The following is a 26694-nucleotide window of genomic DNA, read 5'->3' as shown; positions in this document are numbered from 1 at the left end:
CACGCAGAGAATAACTAAAGGCGCAAAAATGGAGGTATGCATCGTTTTTAATATTGTGATGCAGATGTTTTCATTGAGAAATGATGATTAGGTGCAGATTTGACTGGCAAGTGATTGTTTTATGAATTAAGCAGTCACTATGGAGTGACTGCTTAATAGTTTACCCGTTTATTCTTCCCACTGAATCAAACGATCTTTTGGCCAGTCCGCCCCAATATTGTGGTATTTTTTCTCTAATAAATGACGCTTAATTTTCAGTGTTGGTGTCAAGAAGCCATTTTCCACACTCCATGGCTCTTTAATCATCAGAACGCCTTTGATTTTAGCATGTGATTCCAGCTCTTTGTTGATCGTTTCAATGACCCGCTGCGCAGTTTTTTCATAACGTTGGCGGTCGAAGTTCGGAAAATCATGTGGAACGGCAAGGAGAATAGGAGCGGGCATCCCTGAGCCGACCAGACACATCATTTCAATACTAGCGATCTCAAAAATCCGTTTTTCAATAGGAACCGGTGATACAAATTTCCCTTTGGCGGTTTTGAAGGTGTCATTTTTACGTCCTTGTATCGTCAGGTAACCTTCTTCATCGATGGCACCGATATCGCCGGTATGCAGCCAGCCCTCATGGTCAAACATAGCCTGGCTAGCTTCTTCATTTTTGTAATAACCGGTGAACAACCCATTACCGCGAACCATGATTTCTTCATCGGCTGCGATTTTCAGCTCGATACCCGGCCCTGCATTCCCAACAGTACCAATCTTATCGCTGCGGAACGGGTAGTTCAGGGTGCTGTATGCAAAGGACTCTGTCATGCCCCAGGCTTCGGTGATATTGAGACCAATGGTTTCATACCAGCGAAGCAATGCTGGTGAAACCGGTGCCGAACCACAACCCAGAACGCGCGCTTTATCCAGCCCGAGCCCCTGTGCCAGTTTGCGTTTAATCACGCCAGAGATAAACGGGATCTTCAGCAAAATATTGAGTTTTGATTGCGGCAGCTTTTCCAGAATACGTTGCTGGAACAGTGTCCACAGACGAGGTACCGAAATGAACAGAGTCGGGCGATACATTTTGACATCATCAATGAAAGTATCCAGCGACTCCGGAAAGGCAACCTGGATCCCGGCCATGACGGACGAGCCAAAAATGTAAACGCGTTCGGTAATGTGCGCCAGCGGCAGGTAAGAGAACAGACGTTCACCGTCCTGCATGCCGATATGATCAATCAGTCGTTGCGCTGACCAGGCAAAACCGCCGTAACTCAGCATGGCGCCTTTAGGCAGGCCTGATGTGCCGGAGGTGTAAACAATGGACATGATGTCGCCCTGCTGGTGCTCTGGCCGTTCTTCACTTGGCGCATGCTCATTAATAAAGTCATTGAAATCAAAATGACATTTCGGCGCGCTAGGGTAATTAAACGCAATTGACAGCAGGTCAGGATATTTCGCCATGACAGATTCGATGGCTTGAGAATTATCCAGTTTCCCGATCAGGATAGCTTTTGATTCACTGTGGGTCAGGCAGTGCTCAATTGTATCAGCCCCGGCCGTTGGGAAAACCGGCACACTGATATAGCTTCCCAGCATTAACGCCAAATCGGTAATAAACCATTCTGCACAGTTTTTTGACATCAGCGCGATGCGGTCACCGGGCATGAAACCCTGAGCTCGGAGGGCGCTTACCAGGCGTAGTGCCTTATCGGCCACCTCTGCATAAGTGAAATCGACAAATTGCCGGTTCATAATCTGGCGAAGATAGACATCATTGGGTCGCTCTTCTGCCCATTTTAAGATCATGTCAGTTGGCAGCGGTTGTGTCATGAGTGAGTCCCTTAAGCGTTCCGATTGCAGAGGTAGATTCATACTTCGATCCTTTGAAATGTTATTATTTTGTAAAATTAAAGCAATTTTATACTATTGGTCAAGGTGTTAAAACGCTGTCAGCGCGCGTTTCCTGAAATTCATGCCGCCTGACGGGTAAAAGAAAAGCAGAGTGTTTCACTGATTAAAATAGAACAAAATTCAAACAGGTGTACAATTTTTATTGCAGCTATCGCCTATTCATAAAATTTTGTTTCTATTATACTTGCCAGACTTTAGTGAGCTGCTGATGGGTTAACTTAAAACCGTGAGTAGTTGACGGGCTTGTTGATAAAGATGAAGACAGAGTCAACGGATTATGCCAAAGCGTAGTAAAGAAGATACTGAAATCACTATCCAGACAATTATGGATGCAGTGGTCGAACAGATTTTGACCCTGGGTTATGACAAAATGTCATACACCACCCTGAGCAAGCAGACAGGCATTTCCCGTACCGGAATCAGTCACCATTTTCCCAAAAAGCAAGATTTTGCCAATGCGTTGGATCAGCGCATATTCAGCATGTTTGTTGAGAAACTTGAACTTGAAAAAGGGGTTGAAGGCTTTGCAGACAGTTGGCTGACGGCTCTGAGTGACGAGAAGTTCTGCGCCACCCTGCGCTTACTGTTTCACCATATTGCATCGGCCCAGTCAGATAGCGGGTTTTCGCAACGCGGCATAGAAAGACTCTATGTGCTGTGCCAGGAACGCTTTGGTGCTGAGGGTGAAAAAGAGCTGGAGTGGTTGTTGGGCAAGTCACTGACAACACTGGCGCGTTAAGTTAAGCGTTATACTTATTAGACGCTATGATTTTAAGAGAAAGTTCATGTTGAAATATATTGTATTGGCGCTGGTCGGTTTGGGTATCTATATCGGGGTGACCTACAAAGACGAAATCGAAGATTTGACCGACAGCCGTTCTATGGAAGATGTGCGTGATGCCATGGAAGATATGTCAGATAAAGCGTCAGACACCGCAGACGAGCTCAGCAAGAAATTTGAAGAGCTGAGCAAGTAGCGACCTGATTACGAACTGCGTGTTTGCATATACCGAGAGACCGGCTTAAGCCGGTCTTTCTTTTTTGTATTTGTCTGATTGCTGTTTTTGAGCACCGAGATTTTCTGTGCATGCAGTATATTGCAAGGCTTTGCAGCTAACCGTTATAAACGGCATTGAGGGTGGGGCGTGTTGTAAGTCGGTAGTTTGCCGATCTCTTTTCTCAAATCATCAATACGGGTTGAATGCGACGGGTGGGTCGATAGCAGTTCCGGTGGCTGATTACCCCCTGAGGCTTTAGCCATGTTCTGCCATAAACGGATACTCTCGTTCGGATCAAACCCGGCTTCTGCCATCAGTCGCAGGCCGATAATGTCCGATTCCGATTCCTGCGATCGTCCATACGGCATTAACACCCCGTATTGCATGCCCAGCCCTAAGCCAGCCATGGCCATATCATGATACTGTGTGCCGCTCATCGCCATGCTTGAAATCTGCATGCCCATATTGGCCAATTGTGAGCGGGACAGGCGTTCGTTACTGTGTTGGGCCATCACGTGGCCAATTTCGTGGCCAATGACGGTAGCCAACTGGTCTTGGTTAACGGCGACTTTCAGCAGACCAGTGTAAACTCCAATTTTGCCTCCTGGCAGCGCAAAGGCGTTAATTTGGTCACTGTCAAAAACGACCACTTCCCATTGACTGTATGCCTGGGTACCCGGCAATTTTGCGGTCAGAGCATTCGTGACACACTGTACGTACTGATTGGTTTTCCGGTCGGTGTAAATTTTTTCCTCTTGTTTCAGTGCGTCAAATGACTGAGCGCCTAGCTGCGACATATCCTGCTCTGAGAATAACAGTACCTGCTGGCGTCCGGTTGGGGAACTGGTACAAGCTGAAAGCAGCGCGGCCACTGCTAAAACACAGGCCGGCAGTAAGCGTTTCATGAGAGACTCCTTTCTGTACTTCATTGCGTTACGACATAAAACAAATATAGCGAGACAATAGCGAAATTATACATATCGCGTATTATGGTGCCTAACTTTCATTATTCGGATAACGTGATGAGTATATGGAAAAAACCGTTCACGCTGGAAAGCCTGAACAAAACCTCGGTAAATACCCTGGTTGAACATTTGGGAATTGAATATACCAGTTTCGACGACAACAGTATTACTGCGGTAATGCCGGTGGAATCCAGAACGCATCAACCTCTTGGTATGTTGCATGGTGGTGCATCGGTAGTGTTGGCCGAAACACTCGGCTCGATTGCTGCCAACATGTGTGTGGATGAAAGCAAGTATTGCGTGGGTCTGGATATCAATGCGAATCATATCCGTGCGATGCGTTCAGGGATGGTTATCGGTAAAACAAGTCCGATTCATTTAGGCGCAACCACGCAAGTGTGGCAAATTGAGATCACTGATGAGCGGGGACGACTGGTATGTACTAGCCGGTTAACCATTGCCGTTATGAAGCATAAGAAGCCAGCATGAATATTGTGTTTTCACAAGGCAGAGTGATTGCTAACCAGTACGAACTGGTTATTCGGCTTGATGGCGACGCCCGCATTACGCTTCAGGCGATGGCTGAAGATGTCTCCTTACGTGGTAAAGGGGTCAATGTTGTCACTGCGATGGGAACTGGGGTGAACTGGTCCGTACGCCTGGATAGTGAAGAGCAACTAATCCTGTTGGCAGATGCCCTCGGCATTGCAATTAGCTGATATTATCCGCTGCTTTACTTATGCCCTGTTCTGCCAGGGCGTATTTTCAGTTCTTACTATCAACTTGTTTCTATTCAATGCGTTAATTATTCAGGTTGCGCATTTAAGTTAAGCCACTTCTACGCTTTTCGGCATACAAAGGTCAAATTTTGGTGCCAGGAACTCTACTTATCTCTATTTTATTTATGTAATGAGAAATGGTTTTTCTCTGCTAATAGGGAAAGCTCACTTTTTCGGTATTTAATATGAGAGGGATGCCACATTTTTTGCGTCGCGAATTCCATTCGAGGTTAATGAAACGTTAATGTATAAGCGATTAAATATTCAGTTGTTTTATTAAAGACGTACAGCAAAATGTTTGATTTTTGTATGTGCGCGTTTCTCGACGTGTAAGGGATTGCCGGATGAGTAAGTACGGGCTAGAGCAAATAGCGTTATCCGCCTATAAAATGATGTTTCGGCAGGCCCCGGATTTTTGTAAACAAGAGCAGACCTTTTACGGCTGGCTGGTGTTTCTGGCTTCTCCGAAAGGAAAAGTGGTCGTGAAATTCTCTCGTGAGGTTGGACGCCTGGCAAAAGAGATTGAGGGCTTGGAGCGCCTGAGAAAAGCCTTGCCTTGTAAGGTCCCTCAGGTTTTTTTCTTTGGCCGGGAGGAAGGCCATGAGTACCTGATGCTTGAGTGGGTAGAGGGTATCCCGGGCCATCAATTACCTGACACGCCCGCAGCAACAAAAGCATTTTCTCACAGTTTCATCGATGTGATGCTGAACCTTCACGAATACACATCGGCATCGGGTTTCGAAGTGGCTCAGCAACACTACGAATCTGACTTTGCTCCAGCTTATGACCACTGGATGGAGCCGGTGTATCGTTATGTAATGAGTGAAGTCTCTCCTTTTTCCCCTTCTTTAAAATCAGCACTTCATGATATCTGGCAACATCGCCATGTTACTTTAAGCGGTATCTCTTCAACGCCGTCGTTGACCCATGACGACTGTCATATCGGGAACGTGATGTTCGATGCCACAACATTTCAGGTCAGTGCGATCCTTGATCCTTGTGATGTAGGGTATAAACATCGCGAGTTGGATATTTTCCATCTGGATGATGTGCGCCCTGAACTGGAGTTGAGTACTTTATATCGTCAGGCGGTTGAATTACCGGATGGGTTTGAACTGCGACGGGCATTTTTCAGCTTGTGGGATGATGCCAAGCATAGCCGTAACATGGGCTGGTATGACGAAGCCTGGTTGCAGAAGAAAGTGGATGTGTTCCGCGCGATTGAGTTGTAAGTACTGTCTATCAACGACAAAGTAAAAAGCTTGCGCGCCAGACTGGGCTTGCCACATATTTGACGACAATCTAACAGAGTACACTTTTATTAGGCGGATGATTTATTATCATAGAAGCCAATGTATTGGTAAGTATTAGTAATAAGGGATAAGTGGACACTGCCGGATGAAAAAAATGAATAAAGTGACTGCCTTTTTTGCACTGGCATTGCTGGCTGGTTGTGCGCAGCAGACAACGACTTCCCGAGAAGCGACAGCTAATCCTGAGGTGACCAAGCCTGAGACAGCAACACCTGATCAAACGACGAAGGAAACGGACATTAAAGAGCCAGCACCCGCGGTGGTCATTGCACCTGTGCCGCAGCCAAAACCTGTGGTTAAGCCGGAAGCCAAACCAAAGCCTAAACCGCAGCCAATTCCGGTTCAAAAACCTGCGGTTACAAAGACGGACGATGGCAAGTTAATTCTGGGTAGTGAAGAATGGGTTTGGTTAACTCAACCCAAACAGCATATCCGGGCTAAGGTGGACTCTCAGGCGCAACTATCAACACTAGGCGTGAGCAATATTCAGGCCTTTGAGCGTGATGGCAATGACTGGGTGAAATTCAGCTCTGGCGGTAAGAGTGTCGAGTTACCCGTAGAGCGTTGGTTGAAATCAAAAGAGAACGACAGTAAACAGGCTGTGGTTAAACTGCGGGCTAAGCTGGGTGATTTGAATGAGCTGACTGAATTTGCTCTTACTGCTGGTCAGGGAATTGTGCTCGGGGTGAACTTCATCCGCGATGTGGCTGTTGTTGATGGAAAACGGAAATTTGTTCAGCCGAAAGTAAAGTAGGTTAGTAATCTTGTGCCCCCTGCTTGCAGTCCAGCAAATCCAGAAGGCAGCACAGTAGGCTTTGCAGGTAGTGAGATTTAAGCTAAAGCGTCCAATATTGGCGTCGAGTGTGGAAACAGGTTTTCGGAGCAATGTACGGAAACTGTTTAAGAGAGCTGTTTATGCGCTTTGTTATAAGAGCTGTCTGCGAGAACCCTAACTGAAGCTAAAAAACGTTTAGAACGAACAAAAAACGGCTGAGAGACAGCCGTTTTTTGTTGCATTATCAATATCAGGCGGTTTCAACACTGACTTCGTAACTGGTGAATTTACGAATGTTAATTACCCCGGTATCAAAGATCAGATACTGGCCTTTGATACCCAGAAGTGTACCTTCCACAACCGGGTTTTTATCAAAGTTGTGTGAGGCAATTTTGCTTGGATATTGAGAAACCGGGTAATGAATATCAACGATCTCCTCATCCAGCTTTTCAATGGCATCAGCACCAAATTGTAAGGCTAAATCGCTGAGTCGGGCTTCAATTTGTGGCAGCAGTTTTTCGGCTTCGGCTTTCAGATCCATTGGATCTTGACTGCCTTTCAACATGGCGCGCCAGTTGGTTTTATCAGCAACGAGTTCGGCCAGTGCCACTTCGGCAAAACCGGAAATCTGGCGTGTTTTGACCTTCAGAACGGCCAGGGCCTGGGTGGCACCCTGATCAATCCAGCGGGTTGGCAGTTGGGTATGGCGAGTGATACCGACTTTCAGCCCTGATGTATTCGACAGATAGACAAAGTGAGGCACCATACAATGGTCATCGCCCCACTCAGGCTCACGGCATGTGCCTTCAGCATAGTGACAGGTCTCAGGCTTCATGACGCACATGTCACAGCGGGCCAGTTTTTTCATGCAAGGGAAACAGTGTCCCTGTGAATAACTCTTTTTGGTTTTACGGCCACAGGCATCACAAAAAATATTACCGGTAAACGTCATTTTCAGGTGCTGACCAATCAGTGGGTTCAGCGCCAGCAACTCGTCGCCGACCGGCAGGTGGTACTCCACCACCTCACCTAAGGTCGATTTCATTTTATTCAGTGTGCCTAACATTGCATCCTCTTGATATTGCTAAAATCATTATAGTTGTAATAGTGCGGCGTTTTCTTCAACCCGTTGCCAGTCTTCGATATAAAGAGGGCAATGAAGAGTGGGCCGAATATCGCCTGATAAGTATAAGGATAGGGTAACGAAATTTTGATGCCGATGATATGGCAGGTTGCTGGCTCTTTGTGCTGTCGGCGCTGTAATTACAGGGAAATGACGTTTAATCGGTCTGTAAATGCATTTTATGAAAAATACGGTGGACAACCGGCGCGAGCAAGGTAGCAACGGCCAGAAAAAAAACGGTTTCAATGAATAAGCTGTAGAGTGCAGTAAACACATGAGAGTGGGCAGTTTGCGGTGGATGGGGCAGTTCAATACTACCCAGCAATGAAATCGCATTCATGAAGGACTGGAAAAGGGTTAAATCATCCAGCACCATAAAGCCAATCACACCTGGCAGAATGCCTAAAAGCAGCAGTGCACAGGCCAGACAGTAAAATTTGAACAGCCTGAACAAGAAACGGTTAAAGGGAAGGATGTCATTTTTAACATGCTCAAACATAGCTAACCTGCTGACAATTTATCTCTTTGTGATTTTCTCAAAATAGAATTAGGAATAAACCGCAGAAAACTATTTTTTCACCAAGGTGAAATGCAAGTGTAGTGCACTGTCTTTGCTGATGAATCTAATATTTCCTGCTGATATAGCCTGACGTATTAATTACAGAGATTATTATGCCCTAATCATATAGGAAGACTGTGATATATAAGGCAATTGTGTTCGGATATTGTAAATATTTGTAAGTTAATCAAGGCATGTGTTTACAGCTATTTGCATCTTGGTATCATTTTTACTGCTATGCCCAATTATCCTGAATAAAATCATTTTGTCTTAATTACATGGTTTTATCTTCAGGCCACAATATCAAAATAGGGAAGTGAACCAATGAAAAAAATAATGATCGCTGGGTGCATGTTTCTTGCTGCCGGGGCTGTCGCCAGCCCGTTTGAAAAACCTGCTGAAGCTATCAAATACCGTCAGTCTGCGTTTACTCTGATTGCTGCCAACTTTGGCGACATGGCTGCAATGGTTAAAGGAAGCAAAGAATGGGATCAGAAGCTGTTCAGCCAGCGTGCCCAGTTTGTTTCTCAGTTGACTTATATGCCTGAAGAAGGCTTTAAATACGAAGGTTCAGACAAAGGCGAAACGAAAGCACGCCCTGAAATCTGGTCTGACTGGAATGGTTTCAGTGCCAAACTAACTACCTTCCAACAGGATATGGCCAATCTGGCAAACGTTGCCCGTGATGGCGATGAAAAAGCAACCAAGCGTGCGTTTGCTCAGGCTGCGAAAAACTGTAAATCGTGCCACAGTGATTACAAATATCGCTAATTGTTGTCATGACACTGAAACAGAAAAGCCAGGTATGAAACCTGGCTTTTTTTAGAATATGAACGTAATGATTTAAACCGTTTTATAAGCGCATAATCGCCAGCAAAATCCCCGCGATGACGTCAACACAGAGGTCAGTTATCAAACAAGGACTACCACAAGTAGGCGACAACTTCTTCAGCCCAGGTAAAATAAATCAGGCTGCCGATTGCGGCGGTAATTCCCCATGCCACCAGACCATTATGCATTTTGGGTGGGTTGGCTTTCAGCGCTTTTTTACCCGTAATCATTGGAGTGATCAGGTTGTCTTTACGCAGCAGATAAACGGTAATCGCAATGACATGCAACGCGATGGCACCAAGAATAAGATTGAAATTAATGGCGTGAATAGATGTCATCAAACTGCTCAGTTCCCCACTGACATATTGCGCCAGCGGGCCTTCAGAAATAATATCATCGTTGGCAAATAAGCCCGTTGTCAGCTGAGTGGCGAGCAGCAACATGAAAGCAACGACCATGTATGCCCCGGCAGGATTATGACCAACATTGGATGATTCGCCACCGCGACGTATTGCTGTCAGATATTGGAGTGCTGTTGACGGAGAACGGACGAAGTGGCGAAACTGAGCGGTTTCACTGCCGATCACGCCCCAGATAAGACGCGTTAAAAGCAACGCCAACAGGAAATAGGCAATAGCAAAATGCCAGTCCATTAACCCTTCTGTGCCTGTATACCAAAGCCCTGCAACAGACATCACCTGAAGCCAGTGATAGCCGCGAATAAAACTGTCCCAAACCGGATAGTGGGTGGTGGATGTCATGCGAGGAGTCTCCGTGATGTCTGAACGTGTGCATTCAATATGCACCTATTTTACCTTCTGAAAACAGTGTGGCTACACAGGACGCTAAATATTTTCAATTATTTACATTTATCATCAAGCGAAATGCGTTCTTCGTCTATGCCTTCGCTGCTGGCTGTGAGAAAGAGTCAATAGAAGAGTCTGATGGATATTGAAGCGGCCCGCGTTGCGGCGGGCCGGCTGTCATGAAGGAAAACCGCTACTTATGAAATAGCTACTTATGAAATGGCTACTTAAGAAATAGCTATCTAAAAATTAGCGGCTTAACAAATGACTATTTAGACAACTAGCGGAATAAAAATAGCCAGGTAGACACAAAGACGAACAGTTTAATCAGGCTTATCTGTTTTCTAACCTGTTGTAATCCAGCAAACCAGCTTCAATAGGGTAGTTCTCACGATACAGGGTATTAATCGCATCGCTGAACGACCAGAAGTTCGGGTCAGTACGGCGAACACCAAACCGGGTCATGAAAGCCTGATAGCTTTTCTCATCGGTGGTCTGAGAAAGTTGCTTAACCAGTTCAGGCAAAACCGCTTCTTTGACTTGCCAGAAAGCGCCAGGGTAACTGCCCAGCAGCCCTTTCACTAAAGTCATGTCATCCTGTTCGTACAGACGGTTCGATTCTTCATCAAACAGGCTGGAAACGTTTTTGTGTGCGCTGTTTCGGATCAGGGTAAACAGTTGTGGCCTGCTTTTGGCGGCGGCCGGTTCGACCATGATAAATGTCAGCTCAGGAAAAAGGGTGGCCTGCGTGCCTTTAAGTGCATCGATCTGCTCGAGCAGCGCAAGACTTTCAGGTTGCAGTGTTGCCTGACGATAATCGTAACGCGGCGAACTGACTGGCTTCAGTTTATTTTCCAGCATATTCAGCAACTCCGATTTTGGGTCATCGGTTTTGAAGGTAATGCCGGTAGGTTGCGAAAACTGATTGATATCACCCTGAATAAATTTGCTCAGATTTTGATCGGCATCCTGATACCAGTTAGCCAATTCCTGATGACGTATATCAGCCGGAAGCAGAGACAGGAAGTTGGATTCACCTTCCATCCGCAAGAAGTCCATGTACATCCGGGTGACAAGCTGGTGGCCGAAGTTGCCGTAAACATCAAAACCGGCGACCAGCAAATAATGAATCCGCTCAAACAGGGAATAGTCGAGTACCCATGCGGTTTTAGGATGCGTACCTACCAGTCCTTTGGTGACAGTCGCACTGTCAAAGTGGCGTAATACTGTGAGTGTAGCGTTATCATTGTGGCCGTCACCATCCCAGATTACCGCCGTTGTCAGGTGCTCACCGCCTTTAAAGGTATCAGCAAGAAATGCATTTTTTGCGCGCAGGAACCGTCCTTGCTGTTTGGCATAGCCAATCCAGTTGCTGATTGGCAGGGTGTTACTTTCATGTTCTGCTGGCATAAGCAGATTGGCAGCCTGCTCATCATAAAAGGCACTGACTTTCGGGCTGTCTGACATTTCCGGATTCACGAAGAACACCCAGAATCTGTCGTTGATCACATTAAGAGTAAGCTGGCCCCGGCATACCGGGCCTTTGATGAACCCCATGATCGTATTCTGCGCATTATCCAGCATGAAGCGATAACGGGCATTTACCGGTAATTGACGGAAGGCACTCAGCGGGTTGGCCGCCAGTTCCGGTTCGTACCCCGGCAGGGTATCAATCTCGTACTCAGGTTCAAAAAATAACGCACGAATACGTGCCATTTTGTCGGCGTTCAGTGCATAAGGCATATGCGTTTTGTCGACAATGGTTTCCCGAACCTGCTGGAAGCGGTAATACACGCGATCAACATCAGGATCATCAAACGGGCGGCGCGTTGCAATCAGATCGATAGGCTTACCGGGTGCGGTACGTGAGCGAACCAGATTAAAAAACACTGGTTGTTTGACTTCGCTAAAATACAGGTGCGAGACAAACAGGTGCTCGTAAATGTAACGGCTGACCAGTTGCTGCTTCAGGCTGTCACCGTTAAGGAAGCTTTCCCATTTTTCTAGCAGAGCAAGGTTTGCCGCGTCGGGTGGCGAAACACTGCTCATCGGCGCGCCTAAAGACAACCAGTTCATCAGTACTTCGTGTTCAGCATCACTGATTTGAGGTAAACCATATGGCATTCCCCATTGTGGATAGTTGAGCTCAAAGCCTGACATTTCTTCAATGGTTGGGCACTGTTGATTGCGATCGAGCGAAAAATCCCACTCATCGGGTGTCAGTATTGCTTGCTGAGGGAGTGGGTGCGCTTGCTTGAGTTTCAGCATACGCGCCATTACGCCCGCCTGAGTGTTCGCATCCGGCGTCTGAGCGCGTTCATTTAAAATGGCATTAAAGCCAAGGTCGCGCCATTCAGCCGTATTCTGGGCATCGATGAACATGCGAGTGGTGTTGGCCGCAAGCAGTCGCGTCCCTTCGTACACTTTTTCTTTGTTGGCACCACGATCAATCCCCTCCGCAGAAGAAAACTTCAGCTGGCAGGGCGCGTCATAGCAGGCATGGCAGACAACGCAGCGGTTTTCAATGATCGGCTTTACTTCCGTCAGATACATATTGGCCTGAAGGGATGCGGGGGGAGCGATACGTTGCTGGGGAGCGGCTTTGCCATAAATCTGGTCGAAGTTGATACCGGCATAAATGGCACAACCAGAGAAGAGGAGTGTTACGGCAACGAGCGCTATTCGTTTTATTGATTTTGTTATTGTTAGCATGAATGAATAAACCGGCAAAAAGTGAATGCAAAACTGCTTCCGATAGACAAAGGGCATAACCTTTATCAATTTAAGACTAATCCCAAATGAAGCAAACTTGGCGCAGCGTTTGCCCAAAATCGAGAGAAAGCATGAATTGTACCTGAGCTGTCGGCGAAATGCCCAGGCTTCCGGTATTGAACTGGCTGACTATCAGGGCAGGCTGGGAGGGAATGCGTTATTCTTTTCTCGCTATCTGCCATCGGTAACGAGCAGATGACTGATACTACTATGAAGAAATAGCAGAACGAATAACCTGCGATGCTATCCGTTGTTATTGCTGTAAATGATTGCCGCTATTTTCTTGTGCCTCTGTGCGTTGTTTCAAAGGCGCGGTAGGTCTGAAAAGCGTGTTTTTCTCGCTGTTATGCACCCAGTAAATGCCCAGATACTCGTTAAAGACCAAATCCAGATAGGGCTGCTGGTAAAGCAGGAATTGATTCATAGGTGCATGCGATTCGTAGTGCTGACGCAGGGCATTTTCGGCCTGAATGGCCATTGAGGCATTTTCCTGAATGATCGTATTTGACTGATATGCCCAGTGGTACATTTCTGGTGTCACTTGAGCTGTTGCTAGTGTGGCCGATTGATTAGGCGTCATTTGCAGAACAGTGGCACTGATTGACAAAACATGGTGGTAATCCGATACGGCTTCGGAGATAAAGCTCATATTCGAATAACTCCACGAGGCATCAGCGGTCTGGGAAGCATACTGATAAACCACTTTGGAATCGATGCCGGAATCGTCGACATACTGAATATAGATTTGCGAGGTGGGCTCGCGTGCCATGTCCGTCTGAATGATCGGCGTTGCGCGTTTCTGTGGCAGTTGGGACAGGGCTGACTGATGAAATACATCCCAGTTGTTTTGCGCAATCACAAATGAAAAATCGGTGTCCGAAAGACAGCTACGATCATCACTCAGCTGACACCATGAGACAGAATAGGCCTGTTCATCTTTAAAGGCGAAAACGCGCACCTTCAAAGTAGATCCAGATACCTGCTGATAGTCGTGATAAAGCTGATTTAATTTGGCGATAAGATCTTCGATTTCCGGCTGCGTGCCAGCAATCACGGTGATCTGGCTGGCATCCAGCAAATATTGATGGGTGACGAACGGAAATTGAGGCTCAGATTCTGCGTTTCGAGATACCGCAAACGAGAGCAACGTACCCACAACACCAGTTGCGATTAGTGACCCTATCACCCATGCTTTGACACCTATTTTTTCATGCTGAGGGGGCGATTTAAGATCCTGCGGCGATTGCGTTACTATCGGTTCAATGCGGATTTCCGGAATCTGATAACCAACCCGTGGGACGGTTTTGATAACTTCGCCCTTCACTGATTCTTCCAGCTTGACCCTGAGGCTTCTGATGACCTGAAACAAAGAGGCTTCGGAAACGACCCGGTCTGGCCAGCCTGCTTTCAGGAGATCCGTTTTACTGACCGGATGTGCCTTGTGCGCCAGTAGGTAGCTCAGAATGTTGTGTTCAGAATAGTTGAGCGGGTAAGAGCGATGCTGTGAGCGAACCAGGCTCTGATGAGGAATAAACTCGCACTCATTCTTAAACACATATCGGCAAAGCGACGTTTGAGCTGTTAGTGACGCCGTCACAGAGCCGGATTCAGACACGTCGGAAGAATCCTGTGGTAAATGCAAGTGTGTGTTCATGGTGTAATGAGATGCTGTCGACTGTCAGGCCAATATACCTGTTCGGAGCGGGTAGAGAGTCATTAAATTATCAATAAAAAATTTTTTTGATAAGAATCTATCAGGCCATTACCTTGGATTGGCAGGCTTTTACTAATCACTGATGACTAACAACTGATGTGGAACCGTGAACGGGGAGGCTGACCTCCCCGTAAGCGCATGATTATTTTTTGAAGATTTCCAAAAACTCACGCTTCATTGGTGGGTGACGGCGCGCTTTCTTCAGCTGCTTACACATGTCTTTAACGCAGTTGTGCAGCACTTTATCCAGCATTACTGCTTTGTATTCAGCGAATTCTTCATCAGTCATGTCTGATGGTTTTTCTGTTTCCTGCATTTCACCCAGGAAATCAATGCCAGAGTAGCTTTGGCTCAGAGCAACCAGAGCGTGGAACTGTTCGAAGTTATCCAGAACGTTTTGTGCGCTGCCTGGTAGCTGATCCCACGCTTCACGTGTTGTTGATTCAGAAGCTTTATACACACTTACCAGCATGCCCAGCAGTTCTTCCGGTACTTGCTCAAACTCAACAACCTGACGAAGCTCAGGGGAGCAATCATCCAGTGTCAGCGTTTCTTCTAGTTGTTCTTCAGTGTTTACGATATCAGACATCGCTAGTTCCTACAGCATGTAAAGATTGAGGGTCGGAATCCTATAGTCCTGTGACAAAATGTCAACAGCGAACCGCAGGATGAAGCAGGATTAGCATAGCGTAATTTGCGATAGATTCTCGCAAAGACTTCTCGCGTACACATCAAACTTGTTATCAGAATCACGTTCAATGCATTTGCTGTGGTTAGTATTGAGGCAATGCTGGGGAAATAAGCAACCTGTGCTATAACTTATCTAAAGGAAAAGACTCTAAATCAAAGGGATGCCGACATGGAAGCAATGCGGATACTACTGGTAGACGATGTGCATCTGGAAAGGATGCAGTTGGCGATGCGCCTGCAGCGTCTGGGGCATATTGTCGAAGCCGTTGCTTCCGGGCAGGAGGCTATTGACAAATATCCCTTATTTGACCCTGACTTAATCCTGCTTGATGTCAGTATGCCTGACATGAGCGGCACTGAAGTGGCGGAGAAAATCCGCATTAAACACCCGGACTGGATCCCCATTATCTTCCTCAGTGGTCATGATGAACCTGAAATGATCGCGACGGCTATTGATATGGGCGGCGATGACTATCTGGTGAAGCCGGTCAACAAAATTGTGCTCGCGGCCAAGCTCAAAGCCATGCAGCGTATAGCGCATATGCGTCACCAGCTTAAAGAAACCTCAGAGAAACTTGAGCAGGCCAATGAGCTGTTGTCACAGCAGGTCAATGAAGACGGCCTGACTCAGTTGGCAAACCGTCGCTATCTGGATCAGAAGCTGACAGAGTTGCTGGCATGGCATGGTCGCAATAATTTCCCGATGACCATGATTATGATCGACGTGGATCACTTTAAGCTCTTTAACGATCATTACGGCCACCTGGAAGGCGATCGTTGCCTGCAGGCCGTTGCGGATGAACTGCGGAAAAACTTCAGTCGAGCCGGAGAACTGGCCGCGCGTTACGGCGGTGAAGAGTTTGTGGTGCTGCTGAGTAATTGCGATAAAACCCGAGCTGTTCGCGAATGTGAACGCCTCAAAGACGGCATTCAACGGCTGGAAATTCCACATTCTAAGTCCCTGACGTCAGATATTGTCACTGTTAGTCAGGGGATGGTGTCATGGGTGCCTACAGGGCTGGAGACGGCTGAGAACATGTACGAAATCGTGGATAAAGTTTTGTATAAAGCCAAGGAGCAGGGGCGTAACCGCTTTGTGGCGGCAGAGTTCACCTGATGTCTGGTACACAAATATCGAGTACTTGGTCTCTGAAGTGTCTGGTTTCCTCGACAGCAACATTCCGTCTATAAATGAACCGATAAACAATCAGCGTATTGAAGTGGCTGCAATAAAATAAATTGTGCGGCCGCTTTTTCTATGACAGCGCTAACATTATTTTCCTCAATGACGACGATTTGGCGTTTTTAGCACCAATCGACACCCAAGATGCTTGCCGTTCCGGCAGAGCGTGCTAATCTCCTTCAAACCAGTGCGTATTCCAGTGGGTATCTTTCTCTCTTAATCACAGGTTCTAACCGGTTGATTTGTCAGTGCTGGCAGGTGCCCAGTTGAATTTGTATTGTTGAAAAAAGGGTGAGGGAAGATCATGGATATTTGCTTTTCACAAACAGAAGCGCGTGTTGTCGGTTGCTTACTAGAGAAAGAGGTAACCACACCTGATCAATACCCATTAACATTAAACAGTCTGACGACTGCCTGTAATCAGAAAAGTAATCGTGATCCTGTGATGGCGCTGGAAGAAGCGGATGTGCAGGATACGGTCGAAGCGTTGAAAGTAAAGCGTATTATTCAGGAAGTGACCGCAGGCTTTGGCAGTCGCGTGTCAAAGTATCAGCACCGATTCTGTAATACAGAGTTCAGCACGTTCCAGTTCAGCCAGCAGGAAAAAGCGGTCATTTGTGTGTTATTACTGCGTGGTCCTCAGACTGCCGGTGAAATTCGTACTCGTACCAATCGTCTTTGTGATTTTAAAGATGTCAGGGAAGCGGAACAGGTTCTCAATGATCTGGCTGAACACCCGAAGGGGCCGTTTGTCGTAAAACTGCCTAAAGAGCCGGGTAAACGTGACTCCCGCTATATGCATCTGTTCAGCGGAGAAGTGGATCTGGACGCTTTGCAACAGGCTGCCGCTTCAGCTGCACCGGTTTCATCTGCTGCGTCTGAACGTATTGAAGCGCTTGAGAGTGAGGTTGAAGCCCTGAAGCAGGAAGTGGCGGAATTGAAAGCCTTGGTCGAATCTTTAACCTCTTAATTCTGTTTTTACACAAAGCCCGGCAGTGCCGGGCTTTTTTGTGTTAGGCTGCGTCTTTCTTAACACTTTGCCAATCAAGTTATCTACTCTTTGGTTATCCACATCATTGATGAGTGGTTAAAAGAGTAGAGTTGAGAGTGTCAGGACTTTCGATGGAATTGCCAACCGCCAGTGAACCGATCCTCTCCACACAGGATTTCACAGATCAGGCTCTTCAGAAACAGACTTGCAAGAAACAGGCTATCTGGTCGGTCTATTTAATCAGAACGGCCCGAGACCAGCTTTATTGTGGTGTGACGACAGACGTCAATCGCCGTTTTGAGGAGCATCAGTCCTCGCCCCGAGGGGCAAAGTATCTGAAAGGAAAAGGTCCGCTGTCTCTTGTCTGGTCGCATAGTGTTGGTGATAAACGGACAGCGATGCAGTTGGAATATCGGATAAAACGGCTGACAAAAGCGCGAAAGGAGCAACTTATCCTGCAGAGTGATAAAGACTCACAACTGCTGTGGTCACTGCTGGATTGAGACTGAATGTAATCCTTTCCGTTATTGGTTGATATTCCTCTCATTAAACCTTCAGGTATCGTTAAAAGGTATCTTTTGGAAATTGAACCGTCAGTCAGTTGACACTAAACTGCTTTCGGTCGCGTATTTACCCCAAAAGGGGAATGTTTAGGGAACACTGTTATGGCGCTTAAAGCCACTATTTACAAAGCACACATCAATGTGGCGGATCTTGATCGTCATGTATACATCGACAAGTCTCACACCTTGGCGTGTCACCCTTCTGAAACTGTTCAGCGTCTAATGCTCAGACTGATTACCTGGGGACTGAATGCGGATGAAGATCTGCTGTTCACCAAGGGGCTGTGCGATACTGATGAGCCGGATCTCTGGATTAAAAACCTGAGTGATGAGATCGAACTATGGATTGATCTTGGTTTACCCGATGAGAAACGACTGAAGAAAGCGGCACACCGTGCAAAGAAAGCGCTGATTGTGGCTTATGGTGATAATGCCGCGCCAATTTGGTGGCAGCAGAACAAAACCAAAATTCAGCAGTATGGCAATATTTCCGTGATGTTTGTTAATGATCAGACATTGGCAGAACTGGAAGACTTGACTGAGCGTTCAATGCAGTTGCAGCTGACCATTGAAGGTGAGCAGGGGTGGCTGAGTGCCGGTGAAAAGAGCTGCACGATCAATCCTGAGTGGTGGCATCGCGCCTGATTACCAGTCAGTTTTCAGGTCAGCGTTATAATTTCTTCCCTGTCAGGTTATTCGGGTGAAAAATGCTCAGAAGACGGCTTGCAATGATTGTCATCAAGCCGTCATTTGATTTCGCCACTGTATACTGAAAGCATCTGATTGAGATCGCGCAAAAGAATGTCGTGAACTCACCTGCGAATCACGGTTCACATTGCCTCATTCTGAATTCGAGGCAATGACCTGCTTGTTACCTTCTTACACATACCGTGATGTATGGTGATGACATTCGATGGAAATATCCCACTGATAAGGAGTAATGCTATGTCATCAACGGTTCATGCCCTGGCCACCAAGGTATGGAATTATCACCAGCTCAATCACACCTTGTCTCCCGCCGATTGCATTGTCGTGCTATGTAGTAATGACCTTCGGGTCGCTGAATATGCAGCACAACTTTACCTTGATGGCTTTGCTCCTTATCTGGTTTTCTCCGGCGGTGTTGGTGAACTGACCCAAGGACTGTTTGACGCATCAGAAGCTGAAGCTTTCGCTGCTATCGCAACGGATATGGGCGTACCTGCTTCCGATATTCTGATTGAGCCACAGTCGACCAACACCGGAGAAAATATCCAGTTTACCCGCGCCTTACTTGAAGCCAAAGGCTTGGCACCACAGCGTTTTATTTTGGTGCAAAAGCCATTTATGGAACGCCGCAGCTATGCGACCTTCATGTGTCAGTGGCCGGGCAAAGAGGTGATGGTTGCCTCTCCGCCAATCAGCTTTGACAACTACCCGGATGACCACTTGTCCTTTTGTGACGTTGTGAACGTGATGGTGGGGGATTTGGAACGGATTAAAGTGTACCCACAATATGGTTTTGCCATTGAACAGGACATTCCTGACGATGTGTGGGCAGCTTTTAATGAACTGGTGAAGCTGGGGTTTGACGGTCATCTAGTGGCAAAAGAGCCAGAAGAGAGCACCAGTTAAGCGACGCCAGAGCCCAGTGAGGCCAACAAGCCAGTTAACATATCGGCTGAATTGCCTTGTTGCTTCAGAAACCTTGTCGCTTCAGACACCTTATCGCCGCCACTAAAGGCTAGATAAATGCTGCGACGATAAGGTCGGAATCCGTATAGACAGGGCGTTTGAGAGAGGGGGCTGAATAGCCCCCTCTGATCTGAACAGACACACCCAGGATACTGCCGTTAAATCGGCTGGGCGGCATTCATGCCCTGTTGCCAGAAGGCGACTTCCATGCGGGTTGCGGTTTTAAATATCTCACACAAACGCTGCCCGCGCTGGCTGTTAAGCGGAATTTCTTTCAGCATCGCATCCAGGCGTTCAATTGTTGTTGCCATCCCTGCCTGAAATTCTTCGCCGCCATAAAGCTCAATCCAGCTCCGGTAAGCATTACCTTCCAATACGGTTTCGTTGTTAGCCAGTAGTTGCTGGCCAATCACCCCGTAGCCGATAGCACAAGGCGCTAAAGCTACAAACAGATCGGTTCTGTCTCCCGCCATACCAGTATCCAGTACATAGCGGGTGTAGCTGACCGTACCAAAATCTTCCGGCTCGGCTTCCATATCACGCTCTGTCAGCCCCCAGGTGCCGCAATATGCCACGTGGTGTGACATTTCGGTTTGCAGCAGAGCTGTCAGGCTAGGTAGGGGCTCTCGCATTTCCTCCAGCGTGACTGACTTGTAAATGGCCAGCGCATACGCCCGTGAATAGTGCTTAAGGAACAGGAAGTCTTGTTTCAGGTAATGCAGATAGGCGTGTTTGTTCAGCTCACCATGCGCAAGCTGAATAACGAATTCGTGCTCGGTGTATTCTGCCCAGTCCTGTTGGCAGTATTGAATCAGCTCTTTATGGTCCATCAGTATTCTCTCTTGGTTGTGTTTTGTTATCGCCAAGGCACGCAGCCCGGTGCCGGCTTATCACACTAAACTCAGGCAAATTGCTGTTTGCGGTTTTTGCTGGTTTTGCGCCGGGCTGCGAGGTGAATCAGAACGTCAGTACATAGTCTTTAGCGGCCGGTACGCTCTTGATAATGTCGAACTTTTTCATGAAGGCGGCATAGTCATCGTAGCGTTTCAGCTCGACGGCCCCCGGACGCAGCGCAAAGCGGGTCAGGGTATCTTCCCAGGCGTGGCGGTTTAGATCATTGTTCAGTGTGTCTGGAGAGTAAGCTACAAACTCTTTCCAGGCTTGCTCCGGGTGGTTGATCAGGTAAACCGTGGCTTTTTCCAGCGCCTGGTTGAATTTGGCGATAACTTCAGGATCGTATTTGTTCTTGTTCGCGACAAAGATCAGTTCATCGTAAGGAGGAACGCCGTGCTCTTCCGGATAAAAGGCCGTCGCCTCGTAGCCTTCCAGCTCAAGCTGGTTCAGTTCGAAGTTGCGTAATCCGCCCCAGATGGCATCTACTTTGCCAGAAGCCAGAGATGAAGACAGTGCCCAGCCTACGTTGATAATCTGGACGTTATCCATCTCGGCACCGGCAGAGCGCAGCATGGTGCCGATGGTGGCATCTTCATTTCCGCCAATGGCGACACCAATCTTTTTACCTTTCAGATCGGCCAGAGAGTGAATTCCCGACTTATTCAGCACAATCAGTGAGTTCAGCGGGCCGGAAATCAGTGTGGCAGAGCGAACCAGCGGCAGCTTGGCAGCTGTTGATGAAATCAGCGTGCTCTGGTACGACACGGCCAGATCAATTTTACCGGCGGCAACCAGCTTGTCCGGCACACTCGGATCGGCGGGTTCCTGAATCTCGACCTCCAGACCTTGTTCGGCAAACCAGCCTTTTTCTTTTGCCAGAATAATTGGGCCGTGGTTCGGGTTTACGAACCAGTCCAGCATTAGGGTCACTTTTTCGGCAGCGGCCGCATTGAAGGCTGTCAGGGACAGCAGCGTCGCTAACAGGTGAGACGGTTTAATCGGGGATTTCATTGTGTATTCCTTTTGATTGTGCAAGCGAAATGACGTTATTGTTTTTGCCATGGAATGGCTTTTTTCAGCAGCATATCGGCTGCGAAGTAAAGGGTGACCGAGAAGAAAGCCAGAATGAACAGGGCGGCAAACATCTCATCAACAAACATTCGGGCATTGGCCTGGAGCATGATGTAGCCCAGTCCCTCACTGGAGCCGACCCATTCTCCGATCACTGCGCCAATCGGCGCGACCACGACAGCAACCCGAATACCGGACGCTAAGGCAGGCAGGGCAGCAGGTAGTCGGATTCGCCACAACAGTTGCCAGCGCGTTGCTCCCATGGTTTTGGCAAGATCCAGGTAACCGTGAGGTGTGTGCCGTAACCCGTCGTAACAGCAGGTTGTGACTGGGAAAAAGATAATCAGTGCTGCCATGACGACTTTTGATGCAATACCATACCCCAGCCAGAGCATCAGAATAGGCGCGATTGCGAACACCGGAATTGCCTGACTGGTGATCAAAATCGGCAATAACCAACGGCGCAGCGGTGCAAACAACAGCATCTGCAGCGCGAAAAACAGTCCCATGGTCAGGCCCAGCATCAGGCCAAGAATCACTTCGCTGCCGGTCACCAGTGTGTGCTGCCACAGCACATCAAAGCGCTCTACCAGCTTGGTAAACACGGCGAGAGGACCTGGCAAAATAAAAGGCGGTAGCTCAAACAGGGTGACGCAAGACTGCCAGAGACCAAGAATGACAGCCACACTGATCCCGAAACGCATCAGCTGCATCCCAAGCCCGGCAGTTTGACGACCTGTAAGGTTCTTACGCGTAGAATCGGCACTATGGCGTTGTAGCATCAGCGGATTCTGTAGCGTCTCTGTACCGGGCTTTTTGCTTTGTACAGCTTCATTGCTGAGTGAAGGCGAGAAACCGTCAGCCATAATCATTCTCCAACTGAGTGATAATCATCTGTTGATGCTCAGCCATTTCTGCATCAAAGGTTCTTGGCGGCCGCGTATGGGGTACAGTCAGCGTCTCCAAACGGGCTGGAGAACCGGACATCACATGAATGTGATGACCGAGCCGCAATGCTTCCTGCGGATCATGCGTGATCAACAAAACGGTTTTGCCTTTCAGCAAAGTAGCGGAAAGCGTCTGAAGCTTATGGCGGGTAACCGCATCCAAAGCGGAGAAGGGTTCATCCATCAGTACCAGTGGTTTGTCCTGCATCAGTGTTCGCGCCAGCGCAACGCGCTGACGCATACCGCCGGATAATTGATCCGGCATGGCAGATGCATGCTCAGCCAGTCCAACAGCCGCGAGCAGTTGCCGCGCTTTGTCATAGTCAGGTTTATGTGGCTGATTAAAACGGGCACTCAGGCAGACGTTATCCAGTACGTTGAGCCAAGGCAGCAGTAAATCCTGCTGTGCCATGTAAGCAATATTATTCGCTGTCGGCTGGTGGTTGTGCGGTGTCAGCTTGCCCGTCCATTCAACCTGATCTTCCAATAACCCGGCCAGATATCTGAGGAGGGTTGTTTTGCCACAGCCACTTCTGCCGAGCAGGCAGGTCCACTCACCCGCCGGTAGAGACAGATCCAGAGACGAGAAGAGCGGTTGGTTGGCATCCCGATACCGCAGGGTGAGTTGCCGGATGTCTACGGAACACCCAGTTGACAATTGACTCATACGGGATCACTCAGGTTGATAATGACCGGCAAAAAAATGGTGAACCGGGCCATGTCCTTCACCGATAGTCAGCGCATCTGCATGCTGAATGGCTAGTGTGATGTACTGCTTGGCGTGCCCCACAGCTTTCGCCAGTGGGTAGCCTTGAGCCAGAAACGAAGCAATGGCGGCTGACAGAGTACACCCTGTGCCATGGGTGTTACGTGTTGCAACTCGAGGTTGGCTAAAGCGGAGAACATCGGTGTCCGTGATTAGCAGGTCGGTACTGTTCTTGTCACTCTCCAGGTGTCCCCCTTTGAGCAGCACAGATTGTGCCCCTAATGTGCGAAGCGCACCTATCATCGCTTCCATATCCGATTCATTTTCTGGGATCGGTAATTGCGTCAGTGCCGCGGCTTCCGGCAGGTTGGGGGTGATCACTGTGGCTAAAGGAAGCAATTCCGTTTTCAGCGTGGTAATGGCATCTTCCTGCAGCAGAAGATCCCCGCTGGTGGCAACCATGACCGGATCAATGACCAGGAATTCAGGTTGAAATTCGCGCAGTTTCCGCGCGACGGCACGGATAATGTTCGTGTCGCTGAGCATGCCGATTTTTACGGCTTTGATGTGAAGGTCACTGAATACGGCATCAAGTTGTTGCTCGACGAATGCCGGCTCGATACCCAGAATGCCGGTCACACCTTTGGTGTTTTGTGCCGTCAGGGCGGTGATAACGGAGCAGGCGTAGCCGCCTGTGGCTGAAATAGCCTTAATGTCGGCCTGAATGCCTGCGCCACCACCGCTGTCTGAGCCTGCGATAGTGAGTGTAATTGGAGTGTTGGAAATATTGGCCATAACTACCTCAGTCTTGCGTAGGTAGCTAATGCCAGAGATATGCCCAGTGATTCCGGTGAGGGAGAGTGGGATCTGATATTCAGCTAGTTCCCTACGCCATTGCTAAATGGATCAGGTTCAACGGGTCCCACAGAGTGGTCTCAGCACAAGGCTCCCCGACTAACAGTCTTCGATTTTCCGGTAGATAAACGAAAACCGGAAAATATTAAATTGTTTTTCAGACTTACGCCTGAAGTAAATTGATTTAAACACCTTTTAGAACAATCAGCAATAACAACAGATGAAAATTCTGTGTTTCAACATGTCTATTGTTAGTTGCCTGTCGCTCGATCAACCTCAACCTTTCAAAGTATTAGCTGCAGTGCGGTATTCCATTTTTGCGATCTGTTGCGATAAAAACGTTCTATTGGTTTTGCTCTGTTTTCACCCGTTTTCTCTGCTGCCGGGAGATAAGCCTGCAATCTTACCTGTAACCTTACCTGCAACCTTAATAGGGGAGCTGCCTGTGTATGAATGTTTCCTTCTGATGGGGGGTGCGTCATTGCTCTCAGAATCTGGGGGCGAACTTGCTGGGAATTAAATGTGTCCTCACCTTTTCAAGAACCGGCGACTCAGGCATAGTGCAAAGGAATATTCATCGTGATGAATATTTGGTTGCAAAATGACATATCTGTATATCCCGTCATGAAGGAGAATGAAAATGGGCTATCCGATCGAAGCAAGTTGTCAGTGTGGTCAGGTCACTTACAAATTATCAGCGCCACCGAAGAAAGTGATTGCCTGCCACTGTCGTGAGTGCCAGAAACTGGCAACCAGCCCTTTTAGTGTGACAGCAATTGTGTCCGCCGCAGACATTGAATTTTCCGGGACGATGCATGAGTGGGGACGCTTGGCTGAGAGTGGCAACAGAAACAACGCTAAATTTTGTTCCGGCTGTGGAAATCGGATTTTTCATTTCAATCCGGAAGAACCGGACGTTATCAAGCTGAAGTTGAAACCGGTTGGTATGATTGACGATACGGTTTTTGCGCCGACCATGCACGTCTGGGTCAGTGAAAAACTGAGCTGGTACCAGATTCCGGAAGGGATGCCGACATTTGATAAACAACCTGGTGCCTGATATCGAGTCTATTCAATATCCACGTAGTACGGAGAAAACATGGACGTTATTTTACCTAAGCCATTGAAAGCTGGAGATACGATTGGTTTCTTTTCACCTTCATCCCCAGCCACCGCGTTTGCCCCAACACGTTTTATGCGCGCAAAAGCCTATCTTGAACAGCAAGGGTTTGTGCTCAAAGCCGGACAATTAACCGGATGCAGCGATCATTATCGGTCGGGGACGATTGCGGAGCGGGTAAGTGAACTGAACACATTGATTCGTGACCCGAGTATACGCTGCATTATGTCGACAATTGGGGGAAGTAACAGTAATGCGTTATTGCCGTATATTGACTATGAGGCGCTGAAACGCGATCCCAAAATCATCATCGGTTACTCCGATGTCACCGCGTTACTGCTCGGTATTTATGCCAAAACTGGCCTGATTACCTTCTATGGTCCGGCTTTGGTGGCCTCGATGGGTGAGCTTCCCCCTTTGGTGGATGAAACATTTGCATCCTTTCGTGATTTGCTATGTGCTGAACGTCAGCAATCCTTTACCTACAGTGTGCCTGCACAGTGGAGCGAGGAAATGATTGACTGGGAAAAACAGACTGCGCCGAAGTCAACCCATGACAATCGGTGGGAGTTTCTGGGTACAGGAACGGTGTCCGGTAGAATCATTGGCGGTAACCTGAATACCATGACAGGGATTTGGGGCAGTGAGTTTATGCCAGAGGTTAGGGAAGGTGACATTCTTTTGCTGGAAGACTCACTGAAAGGAATTGAAACCGTTGAGCGATCATTTTGTCATTTGAAGCTTTGCGGCGTTTTTGATCGTGTTTCCGCCATTATTTTGGGTAAACATGAGCTTTTTAATCATCGAGGAACCGGACGTACCCCTCTGGCAGTATTGCAGGAAGTGTTGAACGATCAGGAAATGCCCATTCTCAATGGCTTTGACAGTTGTCATACACATCCGATGTTAGTGACGCCATTGGGTGTCAAAGCTGATATTGATTTTGATGCCGAAACGGTATCGCTGCGGGGACCGTGGTTGGAACAGTGAGGATGCGGAACCTCTATCGTTTGGTATTGGGGTTATACGGCCTTTGGATTCTGCTTGCTATCAGTATTACCCTCTTGATTTTATATAGTTTTGATAGCCCGAAATGGCTGTTGGGCTATCTTTTGGTGTTAGGGGATCTTGCTTTGGTGCTGTTTTGGGCGAATGTTCGATTATATCAAAGAGCCAAACAAGGAGGTCTGTGTGTCAATACCATCGGATTTAAGGAAACGCTGCTATCATGTTTGCTCTTTACCCCGATGGAAGCTGTTATTGTGCTGCCCGCGATGAACCTCTACCGTCTTCGTCATGCGGTGTTAGTAGAGAAATCACGTTGTGGGTAAAGTGTCAAACGGTCAGCATCTGGAGAGTCGACTTGACCGTTTAGCAGTGCGGACTATTCGTGGTGTAAAACATTTTCAGTGTAGAACCTTAGCAGTGTAGAACCTTAGCAGTGTAGAACATTAGTAGTGTAG

At 47.8% G+C, this 26694-nt stretch carries 27 protein-coding genes, 1 pseudogene and 1 riboswitch; of the genes and pseudogenes, 15 read left to right on the top strand and 13 right to left on the bottom strand.

What is annotated here, in order from left to right:
* Positions 1 to 168: 168 nt before the first annotated feature.
* Positions 169 to 1821: an AMP-binding protein gene (locus C9I92_RS15820; RefSeq protein ID WP_242551909.1), complete on the bottom strand. Its 1653-nt coding sequence runs from the start codon at positions 1819 to 1821 to the stop codon at positions 169 to 171.
* A gap of 358 nt (positions 1822 to 2179) precedes the next feature.
* On the opposite strand from C9I92_RS15820, the gene C9I92_RS15815 reads away from it, so the two are divergent.
* A complete protein-coding gene (locus tag C9I92_RS15815) occupies positions 2180 to 2641 on the top strand; it encodes a TetR family transcriptional regulator (RefSeq protein WP_047885972.1) in 462 nt (153 codons plus the stop codon).
* A 46-nt stretch (positions 2642 to 2687) separates the two neighbouring features.
* Complete coding sequence (locus C9I92_RS15810) at positions 2688 to 2879, top strand: hypothetical protein (protein ID WP_047885971.1); 192 nt, start codon at positions 2688 to 2690, stop codon at positions 2877 to 2879.
* Positions 2880 to 3022: 143 nt separating this feature from the next.
* Here the strand turns inward: C9I92_RS15810 and C9I92_RS15805 are convergent, their stop codons facing one another.
* Positions 3023 to 3805: a M48 family metallopeptidase gene (locus C9I92_RS15805; protein ID WP_047885970.1), complete on the bottom strand. Its 783-nt coding sequence runs from the start codon at positions 3803 to 3805 to the stop codon at positions 3023 to 3025.
* Between the two features lie 117 nt (positions 3806 to 3922).
* Here C9I92_RS15805 and C9I92_RS15800 point away from each other — a divergent pair, with 117 nt between their 5' ends.
* From C9I92_RS15800 to C9I92_RS15785, 4 genes are all read left to right on the top strand, one after another.
* Positions 3923 to 4354 (top strand): hotdog fold thioesterase, encoded by a 432-nt coding sequence (locus C9I92_RS15800; protein ID WP_047885969.1) that lies wholly within the window; start codon positions 3923 to 3925, stop codon positions 4352 to 4354.
* On the top strand, positions 4351 to 4584 hold the full coding sequence (locus C9I92_RS15795; RefSeq protein ID WP_047885968.1) for a DUF3389 domain-containing protein: 234 nt from the start codon (positions 4351 to 4353) through the stop codon (positions 4582 to 4584). The genes C9I92_RS15800 and C9I92_RS15795 overlap by 4 nt, the downstream gene beginning before the upstream one ends.
* Before the next feature lie 404 nt (positions 4585 to 4988).
* Positions 4989 to 5876, top strand: a complete 888-nt coding sequence (locus C9I92_RS15790; protein WP_047885967.1) for a phosphotransferase — start codon at positions 4989 to 4991, stop codon at positions 5874 to 5876.
* Between the two features lie 175 nt (positions 5877 to 6051).
* Positions 6052 to 6711: a putative ATP-dependent zinc protease gene (locus C9I92_RS15785; protein ID WP_047886357.1), complete on the top strand. Its 660-nt coding sequence runs from the start codon at positions 6052 to 6054 to the stop codon at positions 6709 to 6711.
* A gap of 271 nt (positions 6712 to 6982) precedes the next feature.
* Here C9I92_RS15785 and C9I92_RS15780 read toward each other — a convergent pair whose 3' ends face one another.
* On the bottom strand, positions 6983 to 7798 hold the full coding sequence (locus C9I92_RS15780) for a DUF2797 domain-containing protein (protein WP_047885966.1): 816 nt from the start codon (positions 7796 to 7798) through the stop codon (positions 6983 to 6985).
* A 214-nt stretch (positions 7799 to 8012) separates the two neighbouring features.
* On the bottom strand, positions 8013 to 8354 hold the full coding sequence (locus tag C9I92_RS15775) for a hypothetical protein (protein ID WP_047885965.1): 342 nt from the start codon (positions 8352 to 8354) through the stop codon (positions 8013 to 8015).
* Positions 8355 to 8738: 384 nt separating this feature from the next.
* Here C9I92_RS15775 and C9I92_RS15770 point away from each other — a divergent pair, with 384 nt between their 5' ends.
* Positions 8739 to 9185, top strand: a complete 447-nt coding sequence (locus C9I92_RS15770) for a c-type cytochrome (protein WP_047885964.1) — start codon at positions 8739 to 8741, stop codon at positions 9183 to 9185.
* Positions 9186 to 9337: 152 nt separating this feature from the next.
* On the opposite strand, the gene C9I92_RS15765 is transcribed toward C9I92_RS15770, so the two are convergent.
* From C9I92_RS15765 to C9I92_RS15750, 4 genes are all read right to left on the bottom strand, one after another.
* Positions 9338 to 10006 (bottom strand): cytochrome b/b6 domain-containing protein, encoded by a 669-nt coding sequence (locus C9I92_RS15765; RefSeq protein ID WP_047885963.1) that lies wholly within the window; start codon positions 10004 to 10006, stop codon positions 9338 to 9340.
* A gap of 378 nt (positions 10007 to 10384) precedes the next feature.
* Entirely contained in the window at positions 10385 to 12763 is a 2379-nt protein-coding gene (locus C9I92_RS15760) for a fatty acid cis/trans isomerase (protein ID WP_047886356.1), read from the bottom strand.
* Positions 12764 to 13076: 313 nt separating this feature from the next.
* Complete coding sequence (locus C9I92_RS15755; protein ID WP_169776042.1) at positions 13077 to 14438, bottom strand: winged helix-turn-helix domain-containing protein; 1362 nt, start codon at positions 14436 to 14438, stop codon at positions 13077 to 13079.
* 241 nt (positions 14439 to 14679) lie between these two features.
* Entirely contained in the window at positions 14680 to 15126 is a 447-nt protein-coding gene (locus C9I92_RS15750) for a DUF3069 domain-containing protein (protein WP_047885962.1), read from the bottom strand.
* 270 nt (positions 15127 to 15396) lie between these two features.
* Here C9I92_RS15750 and C9I92_RS15745 point away from each other — a divergent pair, with 270 nt between their 5' ends.
* The 5 genes from C9I92_RS15745 (at position 15397) to C9I92_RS15725 (ending at position 19578) form a co-directional block, all read left to right on the top strand.
* Positions 15397 to 16344, top strand: coding sequence for a GGDEF domain-containing response regulator (locus C9I92_RS15745; RefSeq protein ID WP_047885961.1), 948 nt, complete (start codon positions 15397 to 15399; stop codon positions 16342 to 16344).
* Positions 16345 to 16714: 370 nt separating this feature from the next.
* Positions 16715 to 17380, top strand: coding sequence for a YceH family protein (locus C9I92_RS15740; protein ID WP_047885960.1), 666 nt, complete (start codon positions 16715 to 16717; stop codon positions 17378 to 17380).
* 152 nt (positions 17381 to 17532) lie between these two features.
* Complete coding sequence (locus C9I92_RS15735; RefSeq protein ID WP_084712608.1) at positions 17533 to 17904, top strand: GIY-YIG nuclease family protein; 372 nt, start codon at positions 17533 to 17535, stop codon at positions 17902 to 17904.
* 162 nt (positions 17905 to 18066) lie between these two features.
* A complete protein-coding gene (locus tag C9I92_RS15730; protein WP_047885959.1) occupies positions 18067 to 18609 on the top strand; it encodes a YaeQ family protein in 543 nt (180 codons plus the stop codon).
* Positions 18610 to 18909: 300 nt separating this feature from the next.
* Positions 18910 to 19578: a YdcF family protein gene (locus C9I92_RS15725; RefSeq protein WP_047885958.1), complete on the top strand. Its 669-nt coding sequence runs from the start codon at positions 18910 to 18912 to the stop codon at positions 19576 to 19578.
* Positions 19579 to 19796: 218 nt separating this feature from the next.
* Here the strand turns inward: C9I92_RS15725 and tenA are convergent, their stop codons facing one another.
* From tenA to thiD, 5 genes and pseudogenes are all read right to left on the bottom strand, one after another.
* Positions 19797 to 20468 (bottom strand): thiaminase II, encoded by a 672-nt coding sequence (gene tenA / locus C9I92_RS15720; protein ID WP_047885957.1) that lies wholly within the window; start codon positions 20466 to 20468, stop codon positions 19797 to 19799.
* A gap of 127 nt (positions 20469 to 20595) precedes the next feature.
* Positions 20596 to 21543, bottom strand: coding sequence for an ABC transporter substrate-binding protein (locus tag C9I92_RS15715; RefSeq protein ID WP_047885956.1), 948 nt, complete (start codon positions 21541 to 21543; stop codon positions 20596 to 20598).
* Between the two features lie 35 nt (positions 21544 to 21578).
* Positions 21579 to 22307, bottom strand: a pseudogene (locus C9I92_RS15710) (ABC transporter permease); the annotation flags it as partial.
* Positions 22308 to 22461: 154 nt separating this feature from the next.
* Positions 22462 to 23217 (bottom strand): ABC transporter ATP-binding protein, encoded by a 756-nt coding sequence (locus tag C9I92_RS15705; protein ID WP_047885955.1) that lies wholly within the window; start codon positions 23215 to 23217, stop codon positions 22462 to 22464.
* A gap of 6 nt (positions 23218 to 23223) precedes the next feature.
* Positions 23224 to 24051: a bifunctional hydroxymethylpyrimidine kinase/phosphomethylpyrimidine kinase gene (gene thiD, locus C9I92_RS15700; protein WP_047885954.1), complete on the bottom strand. Its 828-nt coding sequence runs from the start codon at positions 24049 to 24051 to the stop codon at positions 23224 to 23226.
* Positions 24052 to 24122: 71 nt separating this feature from the next.
* Positions 24123 to 24219: riboswitch (TPP riboswitch) on the bottom strand.
* Positions 24220 to 24751: 532 nt separating this feature from the next.
* On the opposite strand from thiD, the gene C9I92_RS15695 reads away from it, so the two are divergent.
* Genes C9I92_RS15695 through C9I92_RS15685 form a run of 3 tightly spaced genes read left to right on the top strand, consistent with a single transcriptional unit; the run spans position 24752 to position 26562 of the window.
* On the top strand, positions 24752 to 25171 hold the full coding sequence (locus tag C9I92_RS15695) for a GFA family protein (RefSeq protein WP_047885953.1): 420 nt from the start codon (positions 24752 to 24754) through the stop codon (positions 25169 to 25171).
* A gap of 39 nt (positions 25172 to 25210) precedes the next feature.
* Positions 25211 to 26221, top strand: coding sequence for a S66 family peptidase (locus tag C9I92_RS15690; protein ID WP_047885952.1), 1011 nt, complete (start codon positions 25211 to 25213; stop codon positions 26219 to 26221).
* A 2-nt stretch (positions 26222 to 26223) separates the two neighbouring features.
* Complete coding sequence (locus C9I92_RS15685; RefSeq protein ID WP_047885951.1) at positions 26224 to 26562, top strand: hypothetical protein; 339 nt, start codon at positions 26224 to 26226, stop codon at positions 26560 to 26562.
* Positions 26563 to 26694: the final 132 nt, after the last annotated feature.

Origin of the sequence: Photobacterium ganghwense (assembly GCF_003025595.1) — a bacterium.
Lineage (GTDB): Bacteria > Pseudomonadota > Gammaproteobacteria > Enterobacterales > Vibrionaceae > Photobacterium > Photobacterium ganghwense.
Note: the sequence above shows the minus strand (reverse complement) of the source record. Positions and strands in the feature narration are given on the sequence as shown.

Excerpts from the sequence above, each read along its gene's own strand:
- C9I92_RS15795 (WP_047885968.1), top strand. The coding sequence starts at position 4,351 with ATGAATATTGTGTTTTCACAAGGCAGAGTGATTGCTAACCAGTACGAA.
- thiD (WP_047885954.1), bottom strand. The coding sequence starts at position 24,051 with ATGGCCAATATTTCCAACACTCCAATTACACTCACTATCGCAGGCTCA.
- C9I92_RS15770 (WP_047885964.1), top strand. The coding sequence starts at position 8,739 with ATGAAAAAAATAATGATCGCTGGGTGCATGTTTCTTGCTGCCGGGGCT.
- C9I92_RS15750 (WP_047885962.1), bottom strand. The coding sequence starts at position 15,126 with ATGTCTGATATCGTAAACACTGAAGAACAACTAGAAGAAACGCTGACA.
- C9I92_RS15765 (WP_047885963.1), bottom strand. The coding sequence starts at position 10,006 with ATGACATCCACCACCCACTATCCGGTTTGGGACAGTTTTATTCGCGGC.
- C9I92_RS15725 (WP_047885958.1), top strand. The coding sequence starts at position 18,910 with ATGTCATCAACGGTTCATGCCCTGGCCACCAAGGTATGGAATTATCAC.
- C9I92_RS15775 (WP_047885965.1), bottom strand. The coding sequence starts at position 8,354 with ATGTTTGAGCATGTTAAAAATGACATCCTTCCCTTTAACCGTTTCTTG.
- C9I92_RS15740 (WP_047885960.1), top strand. The coding sequence starts at position 16,715 with ATGGATATTTGCTTTTCACAAACAGAAGCGCGTGTTGTCGGTTGCTTA.
- C9I92_RS15735 (WP_084712608.1), top strand. The coding sequence starts at position 17,533 with ATGGAATTGCCAACCGCCAGTGAACCGATCCTCTCCACACAGGATTTC.
- C9I92_RS15785 (WP_047886357.1), top strand. The coding sequence starts at position 6,052 with ATGAATAAAGTGACTGCCTTTTTTGCACTGGCATTGCTGGCTGGTTGT.
- C9I92_RS15695 (WP_047885953.1), top strand. The coding sequence starts at position 24,752 with ATGGGCTATCCGATCGAAGCAAGTTGTCAGTGTGGTCAGGTCACTTAC.
- C9I92_RS15715 (WP_047885956.1), bottom strand. The coding sequence starts at position 21,543 with ATGAAATCCCCGATTAAACCGTCTCACCTGTTAGCGACGCTGCTGTCC.
- tenA (WP_047885957.1), bottom strand. The coding sequence starts at position 20,468 with ATGGACCATAAAGAGCTGATTCAATACTGCCAACAGGACTGGGCAGAA.
- C9I92_RS15805 (WP_047885970.1), bottom strand. The coding sequence starts at position 3,805 with ATGAAACGCTTACTGCCGGCCTGTGTTTTAGCAGTGGCCGCGCTGCTT.
- C9I92_RS15685 (WP_047885951.1), top strand. The coding sequence starts at position 26,224 with ATGCGGAACCTCTATCGTTTGGTATTGGGGTTATACGGCCTTTGGATT.
- C9I92_RS15730 (WP_047885959.1), top strand. The coding sequence starts at position 18,067 with ATGGCGCTTAAAGCCACTATTTACAAAGCACACATCAATGTGGCGGAT.
- C9I92_RS15745 (WP_047885961.1), top strand. The coding sequence starts at position 15,397 with ATGGAAGCAATGCGGATACTACTGGTAGACGATGTGCATCTGGAAAGG.
- C9I92_RS15780 (WP_047885966.1), bottom strand. The coding sequence starts at position 7,798 with ATGTTAGGCACACTGAATAAAATGAAATCGACCTTAGGTGAGGTGGTG.
- C9I92_RS15760 (WP_047886356.1), bottom strand. The coding sequence starts at position 12,763 with ATGCTAACAATAACAAAATCAATAAAACGAATAGCGCTCGTTGCCGTA.
- C9I92_RS15800 (WP_047885969.1), top strand. The coding sequence starts at position 3,923 with ATGAGTATATGGAAAAAACCGTTCACGCTGGAAAGCCTGAACAAAACC.
- C9I92_RS15690 (WP_047885952.1), top strand. The coding sequence starts at position 25,211 with ATGGACGTTATTTTACCTAAGCCATTGAAAGCTGGAGATACGATTGGT.
- C9I92_RS15810 (WP_047885971.1), top strand. The coding sequence starts at position 2,688 with ATGTTGAAATATATTGTATTGGCGCTGGTCGGTTTGGGTATCTATATC.
- C9I92_RS15705 (WP_047885955.1), bottom strand. The coding sequence starts at position 23,217 with ATGAGTCAATTGTCAACTGGGTGTTCCGTAGACATCCGGCAACTCACC.
- C9I92_RS15815 (WP_047885972.1), top strand. The coding sequence starts at position 2,180 with ATGCCAAAGCGTAGTAAAGAAGATACTGAAATCACTATCCAGACAATT.
- C9I92_RS15820 (WP_242551909.1), bottom strand. The coding sequence starts at position 1,821 with ATGACACAACCGCTGCCAACTGACATGATCTTAAAATGGGCAGAAGAG.
- C9I92_RS15790 (WP_047885967.1), top strand. The coding sequence starts at position 4,989 with ATGAGTAAGTACGGGCTAGAGCAAATAGCGTTATCCGCCTATAAAATG.